Source organism: Aquimarina sp. AU119, from assembly GCF_900312735.1.
Lineage (GTDB): Bacteria > Bacteroidota > Bacteroidia > Flavobacteriales > Flavobacteriaceae > Aquimarina > Aquimarina algiphila.
The window spans coordinates 148,739-168,963 of sequence record NZ_OMPF01000021.1 but is presented as its reverse complement, the minus strand read 5'-3'; the positions used below and the strand labels follow the sequence as shown (position 1 = coordinate 168,963).

At 32.0% G+C, this 20,225-nt stretch carries 22 protein-coding genes; 13 read left to right on the top strand and 9 right to left on the bottom strand.

The genetic code is table 11. The annotated features are described in order from the left end of the window. Window positions 1-2: 2 nt before the first annotated feature. The 5 genes from DK442_RS17410 (at window position 3) to DK442_RS17390 (ending at window position 6,589) form a co-directional block, all read left to right on the top strand. The gene (locus DK442_RS17410; protein WP_109437177.1) at window positions 3-1,130 is read left to right on the top strand and encodes a glycosyltransferase family 2 protein; all 1,128 of its coding nucleotides are present in this window, start codon (window positions 3-5) and stop codon (window positions 1,128-1,130) included. A gap of 90 nt (window positions 1,131-1,220) precedes the next feature. After that, window positions 1,221-2,564 (top strand): dihydrolipoamide acetyltransferase family protein, encoded by a 1,344-nt coding sequence (locus tag DK442_RS17405; protein WP_109437176.1) that lies wholly within the window; start codon window positions 1,221-1,223, stop codon window positions 2,562-2,564. Between the two features lie 343 nt (window positions 2,565-2,907). After that, the gene (locus DK442_RS17400) at window positions 2,908-4,536 is read left to right on the top strand and encodes a DUF4038 domain-containing protein (RefSeq protein ID WP_109437175.1); all 1,629 of its coding nucleotides are present in this window, start codon (window positions 2,908-2,910) and stop codon (window positions 4,534-4,536) included. Window positions 4,537-4,790: 254 nt separating this feature from the next. Further along, on the top strand, window positions 4,791-5,159 hold the full coding sequence (locus tag DK442_RS17395; protein ID WP_109437174.1) for a BlaI/MecI/CopY family transcriptional regulator: 369 nt from the start codon (window positions 4,791-4,793) through the stop codon (window positions 5,157-5,159). Between the two features lie 107 nt (window positions 5,160-5,266). After that, window positions 5,267-6,589 carry a M56 family metallopeptidase gene (locus DK442_RS17390; RefSeq protein WP_160114237.1) on the top strand — a complete coding sequence of 441 codons (1,323 nt, stop codon included), beginning with the start codon at window positions 5,267-5,269 and terminating at the stop codon, window positions 6,587-6,589. 58 nt (window positions 6,590-6,647) lie between these two features. Here DK442_RS17390 and DK442_RS17385 read toward each other — a convergent pair whose 3' ends face one another. The 6 genes from DK442_RS17385 to DK442_RS17360 are packed head-to-tail and all read right to left on the bottom strand — an operon-like array spanning window position 6,648 to window position 11,419. Then, complete coding sequence (locus DK442_RS17385) at window positions 6,648-7,022, bottom strand: hypothetical protein (protein ID WP_109437172.1); 375 nt, start codon at window positions 7,020-7,022, stop codon at window positions 6,648-6,650. Window positions 7,023-7,047: 25 nt separating this feature from the next. Then, window positions 7,048-8,208, bottom strand: coding sequence for a metal ABC transporter permease (locus tag DK442_RS17380; protein ID WP_109437171.1), 1,161 nt, complete (start codon window positions 8,206-8,208; stop codon window positions 7,048-7,050). Further along, a complete protein-coding gene (locus DK442_RS17375; RefSeq protein WP_109437170.1) occupies window positions 8,201-9,331 on the bottom strand; it encodes a metal ABC transporter permease in 1,131 nt (376 codons plus the stop codon). The genes DK442_RS17380 and DK442_RS17375 overlap by 8 nt, the downstream gene beginning before the upstream one ends. Window positions 9,332-9,360: 29 nt before the next feature. Beyond that, window positions 9,361-9,735 carry a four helix bundle protein gene (locus DK442_RS17370; protein WP_109437169.1) on the bottom strand — a complete coding sequence of 125 codons (375 nt, stop codon included), beginning with the start codon at window positions 9,733-9,735 and terminating at the stop codon, window positions 9,361-9,363. A 32-nt stretch (window positions 9,736-9,767) separates the two neighbouring features. Then, a complete protein-coding gene (locus tag DK442_RS17365; RefSeq protein ID WP_109437168.1) occupies window positions 9,768-10,505 on the bottom strand; it encodes a metal ABC transporter ATP-binding protein in 738 nt (245 codons plus the stop codon). Next, window positions 10,505-11,419, bottom strand: a complete 915-nt coding sequence (locus tag DK442_RS17360) for a metal ABC transporter solute-binding protein, Zn/Mn family (protein ID WP_109437167.1) — start codon at window positions 11,417-11,419, stop codon at window positions 10,505-10,507. The genes DK442_RS17365 and DK442_RS17360 overlap by 1 nt, the downstream gene beginning before the upstream one ends. A gap of 268 nt (window positions 11,420-11,687) precedes the next feature. Between DK442_RS17360 and DK442_RS17355 the strand changes: the two genes are divergently transcribed. The 3 genes from DK442_RS17355 to DK442_RS17345 all read left to right on the top strand — a co-directional run bounded on the left by DK442_RS17355 (window position 11,688) and on the right by DK442_RS17345 (window position 13,875). Beyond that, window positions 11,688-12,374 (top strand): metal-dependent transcriptional regulator, encoded by a 687-nt coding sequence (locus DK442_RS17355; RefSeq protein WP_109437166.1) that lies wholly within the window; start codon window positions 11,688-11,690, stop codon window positions 12,372-12,374. Window positions 12,375-12,455: 81 nt separating this feature from the next. Next, window positions 12,456-13,235 (top strand): 3'-5' exonuclease, encoded by a 780-nt coding sequence (locus DK442_RS17350; RefSeq protein WP_109437165.1) that lies wholly within the window; start codon window positions 12,456-12,458, stop codon window positions 13,233-13,235. Between the two features lie 28 nt (window positions 13,236-13,263). Further along, complete coding sequence (locus DK442_RS17345; protein WP_109437164.1) at window positions 13,264-13,875, top strand: fumarylacetoacetate hydrolase family protein; 612 nt, start codon at window positions 13,264-13,266, stop codon at window positions 13,873-13,875. Between the two features lie 43 nt (window positions 13,876-13,918). Here the strand turns inward: DK442_RS17345 and DK442_RS17340 are convergent, their stop codons facing one another. Continuing rightward, window positions 13,919-14,395 (bottom strand): thioredoxin fold domain-containing protein, encoded by a 477-nt coding sequence (locus DK442_RS17340; RefSeq protein ID WP_109437163.1) that lies wholly within the window; start codon window positions 14,393-14,395, stop codon window positions 13,919-13,921. Between the two features lie 2 nt (window positions 14,396-14,397). Next, window positions 14,398-16,761, bottom strand: a complete 2,364-nt coding sequence (locus tag DK442_RS17335) for a TonB-dependent receptor domain-containing protein (RefSeq protein WP_109437162.1) — start codon at window positions 16,759-16,761, stop codon at window positions 14,398-14,400. A gap of 469 nt (window positions 16,762-17,230) precedes the next feature. Between DK442_RS17335 and DK442_RS17330 the strand changes: the two genes are divergently transcribed. Both DK442_RS17330 and DK442_RS17325 read left to right on the top strand, forming a co-directional pair. Beyond that, on the top strand, window positions 17,231-17,569 hold the full coding sequence (locus tag DK442_RS17330; RefSeq protein WP_109437161.1) for an Hpt domain-containing protein: 339 nt from the start codon (window positions 17,231-17,233) through the stop codon (window positions 17,567-17,569). A gap of 3 nt (window positions 17,570-17,572) precedes the next feature. Next, window positions 17,573-18,841, top strand: coding sequence for a CinA family nicotinamide mononucleotide deamidase-related protein (locus DK442_RS17325; protein WP_109437160.1), 1,269 nt, complete (start codon window positions 17,573-17,575; stop codon window positions 18,839-18,841). On the opposite strand, the gene DK442_RS17320 is transcribed toward DK442_RS17325, so the two are convergent. After that, on the bottom strand, window positions 18,824-19,144 hold the full coding sequence (locus tag DK442_RS17320; RefSeq protein WP_143915483.1) for a hypothetical protein: 321 nt from the start codon (window positions 19,142-19,144) through the stop codon (window positions 18,824-18,826). The genes DK442_RS17325 and DK442_RS17320 overlap by 18 nt on opposite strands. Window positions 19,145-19,579: 435 nt before the next feature. On the opposite strand from DK442_RS17320, the gene rpmB reads away from it, so the two are divergent. The 3 genes from rpmB to DK442_RS17305 are packed head-to-tail and all read left to right on the top strand — an operon-like array spanning window position 19,580 to window position 20,185. Then, the gene (gene rpmB / locus DK442_RS17315; RefSeq protein ID WP_109437158.1) at window positions 19,580-19,819 is read left to right on the top strand and encodes a 50S ribosomal protein L28; all 240 of its coding nucleotides are present in this window, start codon (window positions 19,580-19,582) and stop codon (window positions 19,817-19,819) included. A 24-nt stretch (window positions 19,820-19,843) separates the two neighbouring features. Further along, the gene (rpmG, locus tag DK442_RS17310; RefSeq protein ID WP_109437157.1) at window positions 19,844-20,026 is read left to right on the top strand and encodes a 50S ribosomal protein L33; all 183 of its coding nucleotides are present in this window, start codon (window positions 19,844-19,846) and stop codon (window positions 20,024-20,026) included. A gap of 6 nt (window positions 20,027-20,032) precedes the next feature. After that, window positions 20,033-20,185, top strand: a complete 153-nt coding sequence (locus tag DK442_RS17305) for a DUF4295 domain-containing protein (RefSeq protein ID WP_081748330.1) — start codon at window positions 20,033-20,035, stop codon at window positions 20,183-20,185. The last annotated feature ends 40 nt before the right edge of the window (window positions 20,186-20,225 follow it).

Genomic DNA, 20,225 nt, shown 5'->3' with positions numbered 1-20,225 from the left:
CCCTGAAGTTATCTGTTGTCATTATTAACTATAACGTACGTTATTTCTTAGAACTTTGCTTGCAAAGCGTTAAAGAGGCGATACAGGCTATGGATGCTGAAATTATAGTTGTAGACAATAATTCGGTGGATGATAGTTGTGAGATGCTCAAAAATCGGTTTCCAGAGGTAATTCTTATTGAAAATACAGATAATGTAGGATTTGCTAAAGCTAATAATCAGGGTGTGGCAAAGGCAAAAGGAGAATATGTGTGCATCCTTAATCCTGACACGGTAGTAGGAGTAGATGTTTTTGATACATTGATAAGTGTTGCAGATCGTTTGCCAAATGTAGGCTTCTTAGGTCCTAGATTAATAGATGGTACAGGTAATTTTCTGCCGGAAAGTAAGCGCAATATCCCTTCACCATTAACTTCTTTTCGAAGATTTTTTAAAATTAGATTAGGAAACGTAAAAAGCTATTATGCAGATCATGTTTTGGAAGAGGAAATAGGAGATGTAGATATTCTTGTAGGAGCTTTTCTCTTGGTGAAAAAGAAAAATTATCTTACAATAGAAGGTTTTGATGAAGATTACTTTATGTATGGAGAAGATATTGATATCTCATATAAAATAAAAAAGAAGGGATTACAGAATTATTACGTAGGTGAAATCACAGCAATTCATTACAAAGGAGAAAGCACGGATCGTAATGCAGTATATATACAAAGATTTTATGGAGCAATGCGAATATTCTATAAAAAACACTTTAGGAGTAATTGGTTTTTGGATAAATTGGTTTCTATTGCAATACGTTTGGTTTCGGTTATACAATCATTCCGTAATTATGATAAAGAAAAAAGAATAATCGATCACTATTATTTGGTTTCTGATAATCATAATGTATGGGAAAGATTATGTGATAAAGTGAATCAAAGAATAGAAAAAGTGTCAATAGAATCCATAGTAAATTTGGGAGATAAAAATATCGAGATTATCTTTGATAACAATTTTATCTCTTTTACAGAGATTATTCGAGCAATACAAAACCTTAAAACAAGTAATTGTACATTTAAAATTAGACCTGCAAATTGTGATTATATTATAGGAAGTAATTTCAGTGATGGAAAAGGAGAGGTTTTAGTATTTTAAATAAATTTTAATAGATAAAAAATAATTTTTAAGTCGAATTTTAAGTAAATTCGCAAAAAATATAACTTATAAACACTTTTAATTAAGGATATGGCAAAATTTGAGCTTAAACTTCCGAAGATGGGTGAAAGCGTTGCAGAAGCAACAATAACAACTTGGTTAAAAGAAGTTGGAGATACAATAGAATTGGATGATGCAGTTGTTGAGATTGCTACAGACAAAGTAGATAGTGAAGTGCCTAGTGAGGTAGAAGGTGTGCTTGTTGAAAAGCTTTTTGAAGTAGATGATGTAGTACAGGTAGGTCAAGCTATAGCTATAATCGAGATAGAGGGTGAGGGTGCACCAGATTCAAGTCCAGAGGAAGTCAAAGTTGAAGTCGAACAAACTCCTAAAGAAGCTGTAGTCTTAGAAGCAGAAATGGCGGGGACTACAGAAACAATATCAACAGGTGTAACAGATTTTTCGACTAGTGATAAATTTTATTCACCCCTGGTAAAAAATATAGCTTCTACTGAAGGAGTTTCTTTACCAGAATTAGAATCAATTCCTGGAACAGGTAAGGATGGCCGAGTGACCAAAAACGATATTCTACAATTTGTAGAAAATCGTAAAAATGGAAAAACAGAAATTAAAACTTCTGTTCAGCCTACAACGCCTGTGGTTAAAGAAGCTCAAAAACCTGCTAAACCTGTAGCTGTAAAAGCTGCACCAATAGTAGCATCTGGAGAGGATGAGATTATAGAAATGACCAGGATGGGTAAACTCATTGCGCATCATATGGTTGAGTCTGTTCAGACTTCGGCTCATGTTCAATCGTTTATTGAAGCCGATGTAACTAATATTTGGAATTGGAGAAAGAAAGTTAAAGCAGATTTTATAAAAAGAGAAGGAGAGAATCTTACATTTACTCCAATCTTTATGGAGGCTGTTGCTAAAGCTATCAAGGATTTTCCGATGATAAATATTTCAGTATCTGGTGATACAATTATTAAAAAGAAAAATATAAACTTAGGTATGGCAGCTGCCTTACCTGATGGTAATTTGATCGTTCCTGTTATAAAAAATGCAGATCAATTAAATCTCGTTGGAATGACCAAAGCGGTTAATGATCTAGCTGGTCGCGCACGTAATAATGCATTAAAACCAGATGATATCCAAGGAGGAACATATACTGTTACTAATGTAGGTACTTTTGGAAGTATTATGGGGACACCGATCATAAATCAACCACAGGTTGCTATTTTGGCGCTAGGGGCTATTAGAAAAGTTCCAGCTGTAATTGAGACTCCTGAGGGTGATTTTATAGGTATACGATATAAAATGTTCTTATCACACTCTTACGATCATAGAGTTGTAAACGGAGCATTAGGTGGACAATTTGTACAACGTGTGAAAGACTATTTAGAAGCTTTTGATGTTAATAGAGAATTTTAAAATTGTATCTATTTTTCTTTCATTGCTGAACAAGAAATATTAATAACAATAACATATCAAAAAAACCACGACTATATAAGTTGTGGTTTTTTCTTTAGTAGAATTAAAGTGTGTTACTTTTTTCTAACCAGCAGTGTTTTATTATGTAGTAATAAAATCTAATGAATAGATATATTAAAGCTCTTTTTCTTAAATAAAACCATGATGTAAGAATCGGTAAACTTGAATTTATCAAATTTCAGATACTTGATCTAGGTGATTTGTTATATGATTTAAGTCGTATGTGACCATATTATTGTTTTTTAGGTTTTAGTTTTATGTATTAAAGAATAAATACATTAGAATGAAACAATTCATAAACATACTTTTTTTGTTGATTCTTGTTACACAATCTATCGCACAACATCAGGAGCAACCTTTTAAGTCTAATCAAAAGCATAAAATAAAGCAATGGGAAATTTTAGATATTTTACTAACTGCAAATACTATAAAAAATCCATTTAAAGATTCTAGTACTGTTATATTTACCAATAGTTCGGGAAACAAATTGGTGTTACCATTGATATATAATGGAAATACTAATAACAAAAGTGAGTGGTTAATTAGATTTTCTAGTGCAATAATTGGTACTTGGACCTTCATAACCCAAAGTGAGCATTCTTCACTGGATAAGAAAGAAGGAACAGTAACTATTTTACCGAACAAAGATCATAAAGGAGGTGTTCGATTATCCAAGGAAGATACTCGTAATTTTTATTATGAATCGGGAGAAAAATATACCCCAATAGCATTTGAATGTGATTGGTTGTATGCTTTGGATTATCATAATGAGAAGAAGTTATCGAAGACAAACCATTTACTTAATTTAATTAAAAAGAACGGTTTCAATCAAATTGTGATGAATGTATTTTCATATGATGTTAGCTGGAAGAAAGATGAAAAATTAGCTGCACATCCTCAACACGAATTTGGCGGACCAGAAAACATATTTCCCTTTTTAGGAACTAATGATACTCCGAATTTTAGTAGTTTGAATGTAGATTTTTTTAAAAAATATGATAGAACCTTGTTGGCCATGCATGAGCGACAATTATTTGCGCATATCATGATTTATGTATGGAATAAATTAGTAAAATGGCCAGATATGCAATCTGATGCAGACAATTTGTATTATGATTATGTAATTAAGCGTTATCAGGCTTTTCCTAATGTGTTATGGGATGTGTCCAAAGAAGCTTTGTACTATGGTAGAGCGGACGAAGCATATATTTCTGAACGTATCCAACGAATTCGCAAGCAGGATTCTTATAAACGTTTAATAACAGTACATGATTATGGGTTTTGTAAAAAACATGGAGATGAGGTAGATTATATATCCTCACAAGACTGGAGCCACAATATATATAACAAAACATTGGAAGCATATACCACATTTAAGAATAAGCCAATTTTTAATATAGAACATGGTGGGTATGAGACGTCTGATTATACTGTTTTTACAGGAGATTATACAAATGCAGAAGTGTGTTTGCGTAGGAATTATATGTGCTTATTTGCAGGAGCAGGAACAACCTACTATTGGCAAGGAACTTCCTGGAATGTTGTTGTGTATAACCCTTTTCAACAACCTGAAGATTCATATAAACCAAAATTTGATTATTTTCAATATTTAAGTTCATTTTGGAAGCAATTTGTAGATGAAGATTTGAAACCAGCTCCCTGGATGAATAGTAGTGGTTATGCCCTAGCAAATAAAAAAGGGCTTCAGTTACATTATGTGCCTAAAGAGAACTTTCAAATTAAATTGGGGTGGGTTTTAAAACCTGAAAAAGATAAAATAAAAACATATTATTGGTTTAATACCTTAACAGGAGAAACAACAACGCCTAAACCTGCAAAAGGACAAGGTTACATTAACCCCTGGCGTTATGAGGCAGATGCTATTTTGGTTTCTAAAATTACAGAGAAATAGGTAAATGTATAATACATAAATGATACATATAGTAGTGTAGTGATCATTGTATTTTTTAGAAGTTGAGGTAGATCTTTTATTAAGTTGTGCGAAGGATAATAAGTAAGGCTATGACAATATTGTCATAGCCTTACTTATTTATAAATAGAGAAGTTTTTATTGATGTTAATTGCAAAATAAATACTAACTCAAACTATTAAATTAGTTCAAACTAAAAATTTAGTTTATATTAGCTAAACAAAATTCTTATCTATATGAAACAACTTACTAAAGCAGAAGAAGATATTATGAAAATTCTTTGGGATATAAATGAAGGAGGAGTAGTATCTATTTTAGAACAATTACCAGAGCCTAAACCAGCTTATAATACAGTTTCTACTATTGTTAGAATCTTAGAAGATAAAGGGTTTGTAAACTACAGAAAAGAAGGGCGTATCCATATTTATTTTCCTCTTATAAAAAAAACAGATTACAGTAATCAAAGTATCAATAAGCTAATAGATGGATATTTTCAGGGCTCTTTTAAAAGTATGGTTTCCTTTTTTATAAAGAAAAATGATATAAGTATTGCAGAAATGGAAGCTGCAATGAAAGAAATTAATAAAGATGAAAAGAAAAAATGATACATTATATACTACAAATACTAGTTGTTCAATTACTTTTCTTATTAATATATGATCTGTTCCTTAAAAAAGAAACTTTTTTTAACTGGAACCGAGTTTATCTTTTGATGACATCACTACTAAGTTTTATTCTACCGCTTATTAAAATAGATGTAATAAAGGAGAATATACCAGAACAATATATGATTCAACTGCCTGCAGTATTGATTGGTAATGTCTCGGAAGAAATAGAAGGTTCAGAAGTTATAATAAAATCATCAAATTCTTTTTTTAATTTTCTTACTATAGCACGTTTTAGCGAATACCTATGGTATACAGGAATGGTAATTAGTCTATTTCTTTTTTGCTATAAACTCTACAGGATATTAAAATTAAAACAGACAGGAATTAAAACCAGAGTAGAAAATTTTAACTTGATTTCATTACCAAATACAAACACAGCTTTTTCATTTTTTAATACCATTTTTTTGGGAGAAAAACTATCTGAAGTCAAAAAGACAAATATTCTATTGCATGAGAAAATCCATATTAAAGAGTATCATACATTGGATTTACTCTTCTTTGAAATATTGAGGATCATTTGCTGGTTTAATCCGCTAGTATATGTATATCAAAACCGGATTGCAGTGCTTCAGGAATATATTGCTGATTCCAAAGCAATTTCTGAAACAGATAAAAAAGAGTATTATCAAGATCTGTTATCGCAGATCTTTCAGACCGATAAAATTTCATTCATCAATACATTTTTTAATCATTCATTAATCAAAAATCGAATAGTTATGTTACAAAAATCAAAATCAAAGAAAATTTTTCAATTAAAGTATTTATTACTAGTTCCTGTTATGTTGTTAATGTTATTATACACTTCGTGTGCTCAGGATACTAGTGCTCAGTCAAAAGTAATGTCTGAAAATGTAGATAGTCCTTTGATAGAAAAAATTCAGGCTGTAAGACACCAAATAGAAAAACAAGGAAATGTATCCCCAGAAGAAGAAAAAGCATTAAAAGTATTAGCTCTATTAGTCACTGATGATGGTTTTTCTAATCCTCATTATGAGGATGTATATGGTATGGCAGATATCCCTTTTGGAGTAATAGAAAAAGTGCCAGTTTTTCCGGGTTGCGAAAACCTTTCGCAGGAAGAGACAAAAAAATGCTTTAGCCAGAAAATCTCACAGTATATAGTAAAGCAATTTAATACAAAACTTGCAAAGGAAAATGGACTTACAGGGTATCAGGAAATTGGTGCTCGGTTTTCTATTGGTAATGACGGAAAAGTAAAAGATATTAAGGTGAAAAATAAAAGTAAAATACTAAGAGAAGAAGCACTTAGAGTTCTAGAAGGATTACCAGTAATGATTCCTGGAGAGCAGGAAGGTAAAAAAGTAAGTGTTATGTATAAATTACCTATTAAATTGAAATTTAAATAAAGGTATCGTGAGTATTTACTAAAACCAAAGCCGAAATATTTTATTTCGGCTTTGGTTTTTAGAGCTGAGTACTATCTTTCTTTTTTAAATTTTTAATACGTTCTGCCTCTATATTGTCGAGCTTCTCATTTACAATCAGGTTATAAGTATAATGTGATTCTACATCTGTTAATGGAATAAGAATCAACATTTGTACTTTTGTTTTAGCCGGGATACTTTTTATAATAGGGCGTTGTGCACTTCTACGATATCCAGTCGGGTTCACTTTTAAGAATATGCTTTTATTCTCATTAGTATCATTTTGTACATAGAGAATTGTTCTTTTTTTCTGGATGTCTTCAATTAATCGAACTGATTTTTCCTGGCTAAAACTTATAAAACTAAATAAGAATATAAAGAGAAATGCTATTCTATTGTTTTTTAAAGATGTCATTGTTTTTCTTTTAAAGATAAGAGATTTAACCTCTAAATAAGAAAAACCGATCTTTCATATTTTCAATTTCAGAATTTTTATTTGTAAGAATATAGTCGATAGCTTCAGTAGTGAAATTTTTACCCTTATTTGTTAAGGAGACAATATCATTATCTATGGTAATCATGTTATTTTTTAGAGCTAGATCCAAAACAGATTTGGATTGTACTTTCTGCCAATTAATATGTTCGTTTAAGTGTTTAACATGGCGTTCTTCTTCTTCTTTATGATTTCCTAAGTGAAGAAGAAATGTAAGTAGTGAAACCTCTATTCTTTGTTGTTTCTGTCTATATAGTACAGAGAATAAACCTTTATCAGGTGCAAATAGATACACAAATAGAAAAACCAATCCTAAAACCGTAGTCATCGACCCAGAGATAGAGGTGTCTAAGGCATGGGCCATCCAATATCCTCCAATGGCACTACTAACTCCAAAAAGTACAGAGAGTAAGAGCATTTTTTTGAGATCATTTGTTAGTAAATAAGCAGTAGCTGCTGGAGCGATCATTAGTGCGATCACCAAAATAGCACCAACAGCATCGAATGCACCAACTGTGGTGATCGAAGATATTGTCATTAATCCATAGTGCATTACAATAGGGGAGAGCCCCAATGCAGAAGCGAGACCAGCATCAAATGTACTGACTTTTAATTCTTTGAAAAAAGCAAAAAGCAAGCCTAATGTGATCAATAAAATACTACCGATAATCCATAAGGACTTTGGGCCTACATCGGCTCCTCCCAAAATTAATCGATCAAAAGGAGCAAAAGCTAATTCTCCTAATAATACGGCATCGATATCAAGGTGGACGTCGTTTGCATTTTGGGCAATAAGTATAATCCCTATACTGAACAAAGCAGGGAAAACCAGCCCAATTGCAGTGTCTTCTTTTACCAATCCTGTTTTCTGAATAAATTCTACTAATATTACTGTAATCACTCCACTTGCGGCAGCAAGAATAATTAATAATGGAGAAGATAAATCGTGAGTAATAAAAAAACCAATCACAATACCAGGTAAAATAGAATGGCTTATGGCATCAGTGATTAACGCCATTTTTCTTAACACAAGAAATGTACCGGGGATAGCACAGGCAATAGCCACAAGGCTAGCAATTAATTGTATTTCTATCTGCGCGCTACTCATTTTCTTCGGTAATTAATTGATCATATAGATTTGAAGCGGTGTTATATCCAGATTCGGTCATAGACCACATGTTTCCACTAATCTTTACGTAATCTTTGTCTTCAAGTTTTTGAAGAGATTTTCTGGTAAATCCTTGAAAATTATTCAAGATTTTGATCGCATGTGGGTGTGCAATATCTTCATGGGTCTTTGCGATATTATACATAAAAGATAAGGTTTTATGTAATTGAAGATCATTTCTGTTTTTGCGGAAACGTATTTCTCTGAATAATAATCCTCGCCCAGGTGAAAATATAAACGAAACTAATACAAATACCCCAGCAACTAATACGATTACGGGTCCGGTAGATAGATTATTATGGCTGGCACTAATTGCGGTTCCCAGTACTCCAGAAAATGCACCAAATATAGCTGCCAAAATAACCATTACAGATAAATTGTTTGTCCATTGTCTAGCTGCGGCAGCTGGAGCTAAAAGCATGGCGCTCATTAATACAACGCCTACAGTTTGTAAACCTAGAACAATGGCTATCACAATAAAAGTAGTAATAAGAATATCCAAAAACTTAGTGTTAAAACCTAGTGTTTTTGTGTAATCAGCATCAAACAATAATAATTTAAGTTCTTTCCAGAATAATAATAAAATGACTAAACTAATTGCTGTAACAATTACCATTAACCATACATCGCTTTCTAGAAGTGTTGCTGCCTGACCAAAAAGGTAACTCTCTAGACCTGCTTGATTGGCATTCGGCATTTTTTGGATATATGTGAGCAATAACATACCAAATCCAAAAAATAAAGATAAGATTAGGCCTAAAGCAGTATCAGATTTAAGATGTGTCTTACTTGTTATTCCTCTAATCCAAAAAGTTCCTATGAGACCACTAATTAATGCTCCAAGTAAGAATATTGAACTATTTTTAGTGCCCATAATTAAAAAAGCAATAGCAATACCAGGTAAGGCAGCATGAGAAATAGCATCACCCAATAAACTTTGTTTTCTTAATACGGCAAAACTACCTAACATTCCGCAGATTGCACCAAGCACTGCCGTACCTAACGTTATTGTTCGTAACGTATAATCTGTAAAAACAAGTTCGATATATTGTTGTATATCCATAGAGTTATTTAGTCATTAGAGGGTAGGAATTAGTTCTTATTTTTGTTTTTAAGATGTTTTTGTAAACTAGTAATCATTTTTGATAATTCTGCTAGCCTTAGTCTAGTTGTCTTATTTTCGTTTTCGGATATATATCTTCTTCTATTTGCAATTGTAGAACAGACTATACATTCCCGAACTGAATCTATTGCTATCTGTAAATACCTATTAAATTGAGCATCCGTATTTCCTGAGTCTTCAGCAATATTTAAAGCTACAGAATTTGCCGCACGGATATATTGAGATGATAGTCCATAAGTTTCAACACTTGGAAATTTTTCACAAGTATTATAAACCAAGTCAACAAAGTTAAGTGCTTTTTGGTATACTATTAAATCTTCAAAATTGAATTTTACTTCTTCCATAAACTACCCTCTATTTGCTAAAAACTATTCATCTACCCTTGAACACTAACTTTGTAGTTAATTCCGTATGTCTTGGTTAAGTTATCATCATTAAAAATATCTTTCACCGGCCCGGTAGCAATTTTCTTTACATTGAGAAAAGTAACCCAATCAAAATATTCTGGTACAGTTTGAAGGTCGTGATGCACAACAATAACCGTTTTTCCTGCTTTTCTAAGTTCTTTTAGAATATTGATAATAGCTTTTTCGGTTGTGGCATCCACACCTTGAAAAGGTTCATCCATAAAATAAATCGATGCATTTTGAACTAAAGCTCTTGCTAGGAAGATACGCTGTTGCTGCCCTCCAGAAAGTTGACTGATCTGTCTGTTTTTAAAAGAAAGCATTCCTACTTTTTCTAACGCTTCCAAAGCAGCTTTTTTTTCTTTTTGCCCAGGTCTTTTAATCCAGCCTAGACTACCATAAGTCCCCATCATAACCACATCCAGGGCGGTGGTAGGAAAATCCCAGTCAACACTTCCTTTTTGCGGCACATAGGCAACTAGAGATCGTTGTTTTTTATAAGATTTCCCATAGATTTGAATGCTTCCCGCAATTGGTTTAATGATATCTAAAATCGATTTGATCAAGGTAGATTTACCTGCTCCGTTTGGTCCTACAATTGCCATTAATACTCCTTCAGGTATTGCTAGGTCAATATCCCATAATACAGGTTTGTAATTATAAGCTACGGTGAGGTCATCTATTTGAACTGCAATTTTATTTTCCATTATTGTAGTGCATTTACAATAGTATTTACGTTATATTCAAACATACCAATATATGTTCCTTCTTTGGTTTCTAGATTACCAAGAGCATCCGAGAATAATGTTCCTCCTATGCTTACTTCATGATCCTTTGATTTTACAGCCGCTTGCAGAGCTTCAATAGTTCGTTTGGGAACAGAAGTTTCTACAAAAATAGCTTTCACCTCTTTCTCAATAATAAAACTAGCTAATTTCTGAACATCCTGCACTCCAGCTTCTGTGGCAGTAGATAGACCTTGAAGCCCAACGACATTAAAATCATATGCTTTTCCGAAGTAGCTGAAGGCATCATGTGCGGTTACCAAAATTCTTTTTTCTTTAGGTAGAGTAGTTATTTTTTCCTTTAACCTATTTTCAAGTATATCTAATTCTGTTAAATATGTATTTCCATTAGTTTCAAAAGCCTTTGCGTTTTTTGGATCTATCTCTTTAAGTTTGTTAATGACAAACATGGTAATGATTTTCCAATTTCCGACACTAAACCATATATGGGGGTCATAATTTGATGCAAAATAATCAGAACCAATTAATGTATTTTTATCCAGACTTTCTCCAATAGCTATGGTTTTATTATTCTGATGCTGCATTTTCTCGAAGACTTCTACTAATTTTCCTTCCAAATGCAAGCCGTTATAAAAAATTACATCGGCGTTAACTAATTTGCTGACATCACCTTCGCTAGCTTTATATAAGTGAGGATCAACACCACTACCCATTAAACCATTAACTTCTATTAGGTCTCCTCCGATATTTTTAACCAAATCTGTAATCATAGAAGTAGTGGTAACCACTTTAAGTTTTTCATTTTCATTTTTAACTTCTTTTTTACATGAAAATGAGAGTGAACAAATGACTAGTATCGATATTATTTTATTCATTTTATTTTTTGTTCTTTTTCAGTTTTACCTAATTACTCTCAATTCGAATACATCTTCTCAGTATCTTCATAAAAATCGGTAGTCATTTTAAAATCGAAAGTTGATTATTCTATCATACTTGTTTTAGTGTTTCTGGTAGTGCTTTTCCTTTGAGAAAATAACACTAAGCACAACTAAGAGTTAATAAAGGAAGTAAGATGATTCTATATAATTGCATTAGGTTTAGTAATTTTGCTATATTATTTTGACAAAACTAAAAAAGTTAGTTATGACTAACAAATTAAATTTGAATAATTTAACAAAAAGTGAAGAAGATTATTTAAAGGCTCTTTTTCAATTACTTATTGAAGATAGTTCTGTAAAGGTGGGAAATAACCAATTGGCAGATTATCTTAAAGTTTCACCAGCTTCTACGAATAATATGATTAAGAAGTTGAAAGCTAAAAACTATGTAGTAAGTGAAAAATATGGTAAGCTGGATTTAACAGAAGAAGGAAAGTCTATTGCTGTACGATTGATTCGTAAACATAGATTATGGGAAACTTTTTTATGCAATTACCTTAATTTTACATGGGATGAAGTACATGAAGTTGCGGAGCAATTAGAACATATTAAATCCAAAAAGTTGATCAACGAACTGGATCGCTTTATGGATTTTCCTGAAAAAGATCCACATGGAGAGATGATTCCAAATGCAGATGGAGAATATTCAATTTTACCTAAAATTACACTTTCTTCACTCTCTGATGGGGATGTTTGTCAATTAGTGGCAGTGGATGATGGATCTGTTAATTTTTTAAAATATGTATCTGAAATTGGACTGGCATTAAGTAGTGAAATTAAAGTTCTCGAAGTTCGTGAATTTGATAAGTCTATTCGCATACAGTTTGATAATACTATAGAAACCGTAACTAGAAAGTTTGCGGATAATGTATTCGTTAAGAAGGTTGTATAGTTTTTATAAATGTTAAAATAGAGTTAGGCTATAAGATAGTTAAAGAATAGCAGTTATCTTTGAGTATCACACAATCAATTTATGGAGCTTAATTTAAAAAGACCGATATGTTTTTTTGATCTTGAAACGACCGGTGTAAATATTTCTAAAGATCGAATTGTAGAAATTTCTATTCTAAAAGTATTTCCTAACGGTACTCAGGAGAGTAAAACCTGGCTGGTTAATCCTGAAATGCCAATACCTCCAGAGACTACTGCTGTGCATGGTATTGATGATGAGAAAATAGCTAATGAGCCTACTTTTAAACAATTAGCAAGTAAAGTTAGTGAAATGATTAAAGGTTGCGATTTGGGAGGGTTTAATTCTAATCGATTTGATATTCCGTTATTGGCAGAAGAATTGTTAAGAGCAGGTCTTGATTTTGATATGAAAAATGCAGTTGCGATTGATGTCCAGACTATTTATCATAAAATGGAAAAAAGAACACTTTCTGCAGCTTATAAATTCTATTGTGATAAGGATCTTACAGATGCACATTCTGCTGAAGCAGATACAATGGCAACCTATGAGGTATTAAAAGCTCAATTGGATAAATATCCTGAATTAGAAAATGATGCAAAGTTTTTAGCCGAATTTAGTTCTAGAAAACAATTTGCAGATTTCGCTGGTTTTATTGCATATGATGATGATAAGAAAGAGGTCTTTTCTTTCGGAAAGCATAAAGGGAAGCTTGTTGAACAAGTTATGGACGAAGAGCCTGGGTATTTTGGATGGATTCAGAATGCTGACTTCCCTTTGTATACAAAAAAGGTTCTTACAGCAGTGAGACTTCGTAAACTAAATAACAGCTTGAAATTATAATCATTTTTCCTATCATTTTTATTGAATTATGAAGCTTATTTGTATCGGTCGTAATTATACAGATCATATAGAAGAATTGGATAATGAGAAACCTAAAGACCCAGTGGTTTTTATAAAACCAGACACTTCAATTTTACTAAAAAAACAACCTTTTTTTATTCCTGATTTCTCTAATGATATACATCATGAGTTGGAAGTATTGGTAAAAATTAATAGAGTTGGTAAACATATTGATAGAAAATTTGCGCATAAATATTATGAGGAAATAGGATTAGGTATTGATTTTACTGCCAGAGATCTTCAGACAAAACTTAAAGAAAAAGGCTTGCCCTGGGAAAAAGCTAAAGCTTTTGATGGTGCTGCTGTTGTAGGAAAGTGGGTTTCTAAAGATAATTTTAAAGATGTAGATGATATCGATTTTCATTTGGAAAAAAATGGGGATACCGTCCAGAAAGGAAATACAATGTTTATGCTCTGGAAGATCAATGAATTGATAGAATATGTTTCAAAATACTTTACTTTAAAGATAGGGGATGTCATATTTACAGGTACTCCAGCAGGTGTTGGGTCGGTAAAACCAGATGATGTTTTGACTGGTTATATAGGTGATGATCAGTTTTTTTCGATAAAAGTAAAATAGAAAATTATAAGCTTAAGTAAAGTGAACAACTTTAATTTTTTACTTATAATACCTGTAAAAGTCGTTTAGGACTCATATATGTAAAAAATCTTTTATCTACTTTAAAGGTTTCGTCCATAATAATAGTTGCGGGTAGAGAAAGGGGACGATTTTTTCTGGAAGCTAATAATATAGGAATGTCATGTATGGGACTTCTTGAAGTCAAATGATTTTCATTGGTAAAAATACTTCCTCCAAAAACGATAGTATCCTTGGTTTCGACATTCATTTTTACTACATAATATTCTTCGGATAATTTTTTCACAATATCAGGTTTGGTAAAAACTACCCGATCCATCTTTTTACAATATACGCACCAGTCAGCATAGAAACTGATAAGAACCTTTTTAGGTTTGATTTTTAAAGAATCTTCCAGTTGTTCAAAAGATATCCATTGAACTTTTTCTCTATTTTGAGCGTAGCCTGTCAAAGAAGATAAAATGACTAGAAAGATGGAGAGTGTAATTAATTTAGATTTCATATTTAGTGAAGTTTACCAAATTTAATCCCTATAAAAAAGGTTCTTGGAGCTCCAGGACCATAAATATAATCAGAATCTCGTAAAGGACCTATATCAAAATCATCCTGGTAGTTGTCGAAGATATTTTTTATTCCTCCACTAAAAGTCATTTGAAAATTTTCTGAAATATCGGTATGATATTCAAGTTTTACATTCACATCAAAAAAAGAATCACTATCGACAAGGTCTAAAAAGCCAGATGGGCTTACTACTCGGGGAATTGTCATAGAACCTGTATACGTCCCAGTAAGGTCCATGTTAAAATGTTCTCCAGGTATCCATGATGTATTAAAGTATCCATAAGAATTAGGGTTTCTAACAAATTCATCAACACTTACATCAGTTTCATTTGGTATCGTTCCATCAGTTTCAAAAAGTATTTGTGCTTCATCATATTCTGCCTTTTGTATCGTTCCTCCAATCTGAAATTGCCATTCTTTAGAAGGGGAGATCCCTATTTCTAAATTAGTTCCAAAAACATTGGCTCCAGACCCATTTCTAACTTCTTCTAAAATAGACCCATTTTCTAACACTGCACCAGTACTCACAAGTGTAAAAGGATCTTGTAAATCGGTATAAAAACCTTCAATCAAAATATCAGTTTGTACTTTGTTGAAGTTCTTACTATAGTTAAAAGAGGTGGTGTAGGCATTAGAGTACTCAGTATTTAAATCTTCTGATAAGATTACAAACTGAGGTTCACCGCCGACTGATGAAACGTGTAAATCTTCATTGAATGCTTGTGGTGTTCTAAATCCCCTGGCATATCCTCCTCTAAATTTTAAAGCCTCTGTTATATTATAAGAAAGGGTAAGACGCGGGCTTAATACTGTTTGTTCTATCGAAACCTCTCTAGATATACCACCAATGTTATAATCTCCTTTAACATTAACATGGTCCAATCTTGTTCCTACAAGTGCTGTTAGATTGTCATTAGGTTTCCATTCATATTGTGCATAAGATCCAATGGTATTTACATTTTGATCAATTAACCTATCGTATCCTGGAATAATATCTTCGGTATCACTTAGGTTATATTCTACGCCCACAGTAATAATATCTTCGTTTTTAAAATTATAAGTGTATTGTGCTCCGGATACTAAAGCTAAATCTTTTGTGGTACCATAAGAATTAAGCGCAAGAATACTATCCTGTTGAGTTCTTGAACCTCCTAAACCACCATAAAAGCTTCCTCTTTCTGTGTATTGCCCCGAAGTATATACTGAAAAATTGCTGTTGAGGTTTTTGTTTTGTAGATCATATGTTATTCCGCCTAAAAAAGTATCATGATCTAATTGTTCAGTAATATCTGTAAAGTGAGGGGCTAAGTCAAGTCGATCTCCACCTCTTCGAAATTCTTTTAAGGTGGTTAAGTCTAAAGAAATTTTACTGCGTTCATTTGGTTTAAGGTATGTTTTAATGCCAAATGTAGTGTTTGATAATGTAGTTAATTCAGAAAATCCATCATCATTTGCATCAAACTCTTCGCGATCTCGCTTTAGTCCAAAAAGTGTTATTCCGCTCATAAGGTCATCACTCACTAAAGAAGAGTTAAAGTTAATTAGGCGATCAGGTACATCACCGTCTATCAAGCCAAAATAACTACCAATTTCCCATGTATTAAGTACAGGGTCTTTGGTGATAATATTAATAGTTCCTGCAATAGCGTTAGAACCATAAAGAGCAGAACCACCACTTCTTACTACTTCTATGCGTTCGACAATATTGGTAGGAATTTGTTCTAAACCATATACATTATTTAGTGCACTAAAAACAGCCCTGCTGTTGACCAAAACTTGAGTATAACTTCCATCCAACCCATTTAATCGTACTTGAGTAAAACCACAGTTTTGACAATTATTTTCTACTCTAACCCCAGGAGAGTAATTAAGCCCATCTGATAATGAGATAGATTGTGTGGCATTAAGTAATTGTGGATTTAGAACATTAACTACAACAGGTGCTTTTTTTCTATTCACTCGATTCCTGGTTGCGCTTATCACAATTTGATCCAGATTAAGTCTATCTTCTTCAAGTTCGATTTTTTTTATTGTAGACTCACCAGGTATAATAGCAACTTCTTCTTTTGAAGTCTGAAATCCTAATAAACTTACCTTTACAGTGAAATTACCAGCAGGAATGTTTTTTACTTCATAAAAACCTTCTCCATTGGATGAGGAGGATGTTCTAAAAGACGCATTGAATACTTCTATAGTTGCAAATGGTAATTGTTTGTTATTTGATGTAATAGAACCTTTTAAACTTCCAGTCTGAGATATAACAAAAGTTGATTGTAATAAAATAAAGAATACTAAGTAACGCTTCATGATAAAAAATTAGTCTTGGCAAATTTATAAAGTTAGCTTTAACTAACAAATATTTTAACTATTTTTATATTCATAAATTTCAGTATCCTAAAAACAGTATTAAAAATGCTATACCATGTTATATTGAGACCTGTTTTTTTTATGTGTAATTATTGAGTTTTATCTTATGAAAGGTTCGTAAAAATACTAATGATTATAAGGTGTAGTAATGATCAATCCCTACTTTGAAGTGAAAACAGCTAATGTTTTTTGTTTTATAATAGAAAATATGTGAATATTTCTATGTTTATAGGCTTAATTTTGAATGAATTATCGAGGGAGTAGTAAGAATATCCTTATAAATGTTTTAGATTAAAGACTGGAGGTATTATATTTACGGTACATCAGCTGGGATTGAACCTATAAAAACGGATATTATTTTAGCTAGATATACAAACAACCAACAATTTTTTCAATAAAAGTTATATAAATGAGCAAAGGATATAGTTTAAAAAATGTAGATGAATTATCAGGAGGTGATAATGAATTTATAGCTGTATTAGTACAGACATTTTTAGAAGAAATACCACCTGATCTCGATAGTATGGTTCAGGCAGTAAATTCTGATAATCCACAAATGGCATACCAATATGCTCATAAAATGAAACCTAACCTTCAGTTATTTGATATTGATCTTTTGGCTCAAATTAAACAAATTGAGGCATGGTCAAAAACAAATAAAGCAAAGGAAGAGATACTACCAATTTTAGAGCATATTGTTACTACAGTAAATGGTGCTATAGAGAATCTTAAAGCTGATTTTAGTTAATATATGTTTGCAGAAATTATTACTATAGGTGATGAAATTCTGATAGGTCAGATCATTGATTCTAATTCTGCGTTTATGGGAAAAGAATTGAATAAGATAGGTGTTGATGTACATCAGATCACATCGATTAGAGATGATCGACAACATATTCTTGATGCTCTTGATGAGGCAAGTAAGAGGGCAGATATAGTGTTGCTAACAGGAGGTCTTGGACCGACTAAAGATGATATTACTAAACATACTATTTGCGAATATTTTGATGATACTTTGGTACAGAATGATCAGGTGTTGGCTCATATTGAAAAGTTATTTGCAAAATATATCTCAACTCCAATTTCTGAGGTAAATAGGCAACAAGCTCTTGTTCCTAAAACTTCAACGGTCTTGATGAATCTTTTTGGGACAGCACCAGGAATGTGGTTAGAAAAAGAGAATAAAGTATTCATATCAATGCCTGGAGTACCATATGAAATGAAAGGCTTAATGAAGAATGAAGTACTGCCAAGACTACAAAAGAGATTTGACAGACCATACATTATACATAAAACTATACTTACATACGGTTTAGGAGAAAGTTCTATTGCAGAAAAAATTGAAGATTGGGAGAATGATTTACCCTCTTTTATTAAGTTAGCCTATCTACCTAATTTAGGTAATGTAAGACTTCGGCTTTCAGCTAGAGGAAATGATAAAAACCTTCTAGAAGATACAATAGAAAGCAAAGTACTGGCTTTACATGATATTATAGGTGATATTATTGTTGGCTATGAAGAAGATGAAACTATCGAAGTAAGAATAGGGAAGCTATTGGTTAAACAAAATAAAACACTTTCATTAGCAGAGAGTTGTACAGGTGGTAAAATAGCGCAATTATTTACAAGCAGAGGAGGAGCATCAGCTTATTTTCAAGGGGCAGTAGTTACTTATGCTACTCAATCCAAAGTTGATATATTAGGAGTGGATGAAGAAATTATAAAAAAATTCACGGTAACTAGTGCTGAAGTTGCAGAAGCAATGGCTTTATGTGTAAAAGAAAAGTTTAAATCAGATTATGCAATTGCAACTACAGGTAATGCAGGTCCAGAAAAAGGAGATGGAGATGTAGAAGTGGGTACAGTTTTTATTGCAATAGCGAGTCCAAATGGTGTTTTTTCAGAAAAATTTGTATTCAGTAATCTTAGGGATCGAACCATTGGAAAAGCTGTTAATAAATCATTTGAGCTTCTTCTGCGCGAATTGAGGTTAAATAAAGATTTAATCGCGAATGATTAATTGTTCTACCCATGCGATAGCATCGTCTAAAGTGTGAAAAATTTGAGTGGGTTTGTTTAAAAAAACTTGCTCTAATTCTGCAACCTCTTTATTGAGAAGATCATATGTTACTACTGCAAAGCCCAATAAATTAGGAAATAAATCAGTAGATTTATAATGAGCTGTAGGTTCAAAAGAGTATGAATTAATCCTATTGGATATATATACAAAAGGTGTTTTATTTCCATAGTGTTCTTTGCCTAGTTGAAATAATGCAGCAGCTTTCTCAAAATTAAGTATAATACCTTCTTTTATTTCTGTCACAACATAGTTTTTATAGAAATAGGCTGAGCCTATATCAAGCTCGTACTTTTTAATAAATTGTTTGTTGTTTTTTGTATACATTATATGATATGGATATTATATCCTAAGATACAATAATAAATGGTAATGATTTAAAAACTAAGATACTATATGTTGTAATAAAAAAAGCGAATCATGGTATCATGATTCGCTCTGTAATTACTACTTAATTACCCCCATAATAAGTCGTAAGTTTTTACTATAAAAATTAACTACTATAAAAGTAATAGAATCCTTTTATTTGTGAAATAGGTAAAAACCCCTTTTTTTTCTTTTTTTATGTCTTAAAAGAAAAACTAAAAAAAGAAGAAAATTTTACTAAACTATTATTGGTGGTTCGCTAAATAATTCGTTAATTTGCACCCTGTTTTGAAATAATACCAAAATTAAGAAGAGATGTCAAGAGTTTGCGAGCTTACAGGTAAAAAAGCAATGGTAGGGAACAATGTTTCTCACGCGATGAATAAAACAAAACGTAAATTTAATGCGAATTTAATTAAAAAGCGTTTTTATATTCCAGAAGAAGATCGTTGGATAACACTTAAAGTGTCTACTGCTGCGTTAAAAAATATAAATAAGAACGGAATCTCTGCGGTTTTAAAAGAAGCTAGAGAAAAAGGTTTTTTTAATAAATAATCTTCTTTTTTAAAGATACTTATAATGGCAAAGAAAGGTAATAGAGTGCAAGTGATCTTAGAATGTACAGAGCATAAAGCTACGGGTAAACCAGGTACATCAAGATATATTACAACAAAGAACAAAAAGAACACTCCTGATAGAATAGAATTAAAGAAATTTAATCCTGTTTTAAAGAAAATGACTGTTCATAAAGAAATAAAATAATAAGAGATGGCAAAGAAATCGGTAGCATCGTTACAAACAGGATCAAAGAGATTAACGAAAGCCATAAAAATGGTAAAATCTCCAAAAACAGGAGCTTATACTTTTGTAGAATCAATAATGCCACCAGAGGCAGTTAGTGATTTTTTAAAGAAAAAGTAATCCCTTACAAGATATTTTAAAAAGAAGCCGTTTCAATTGT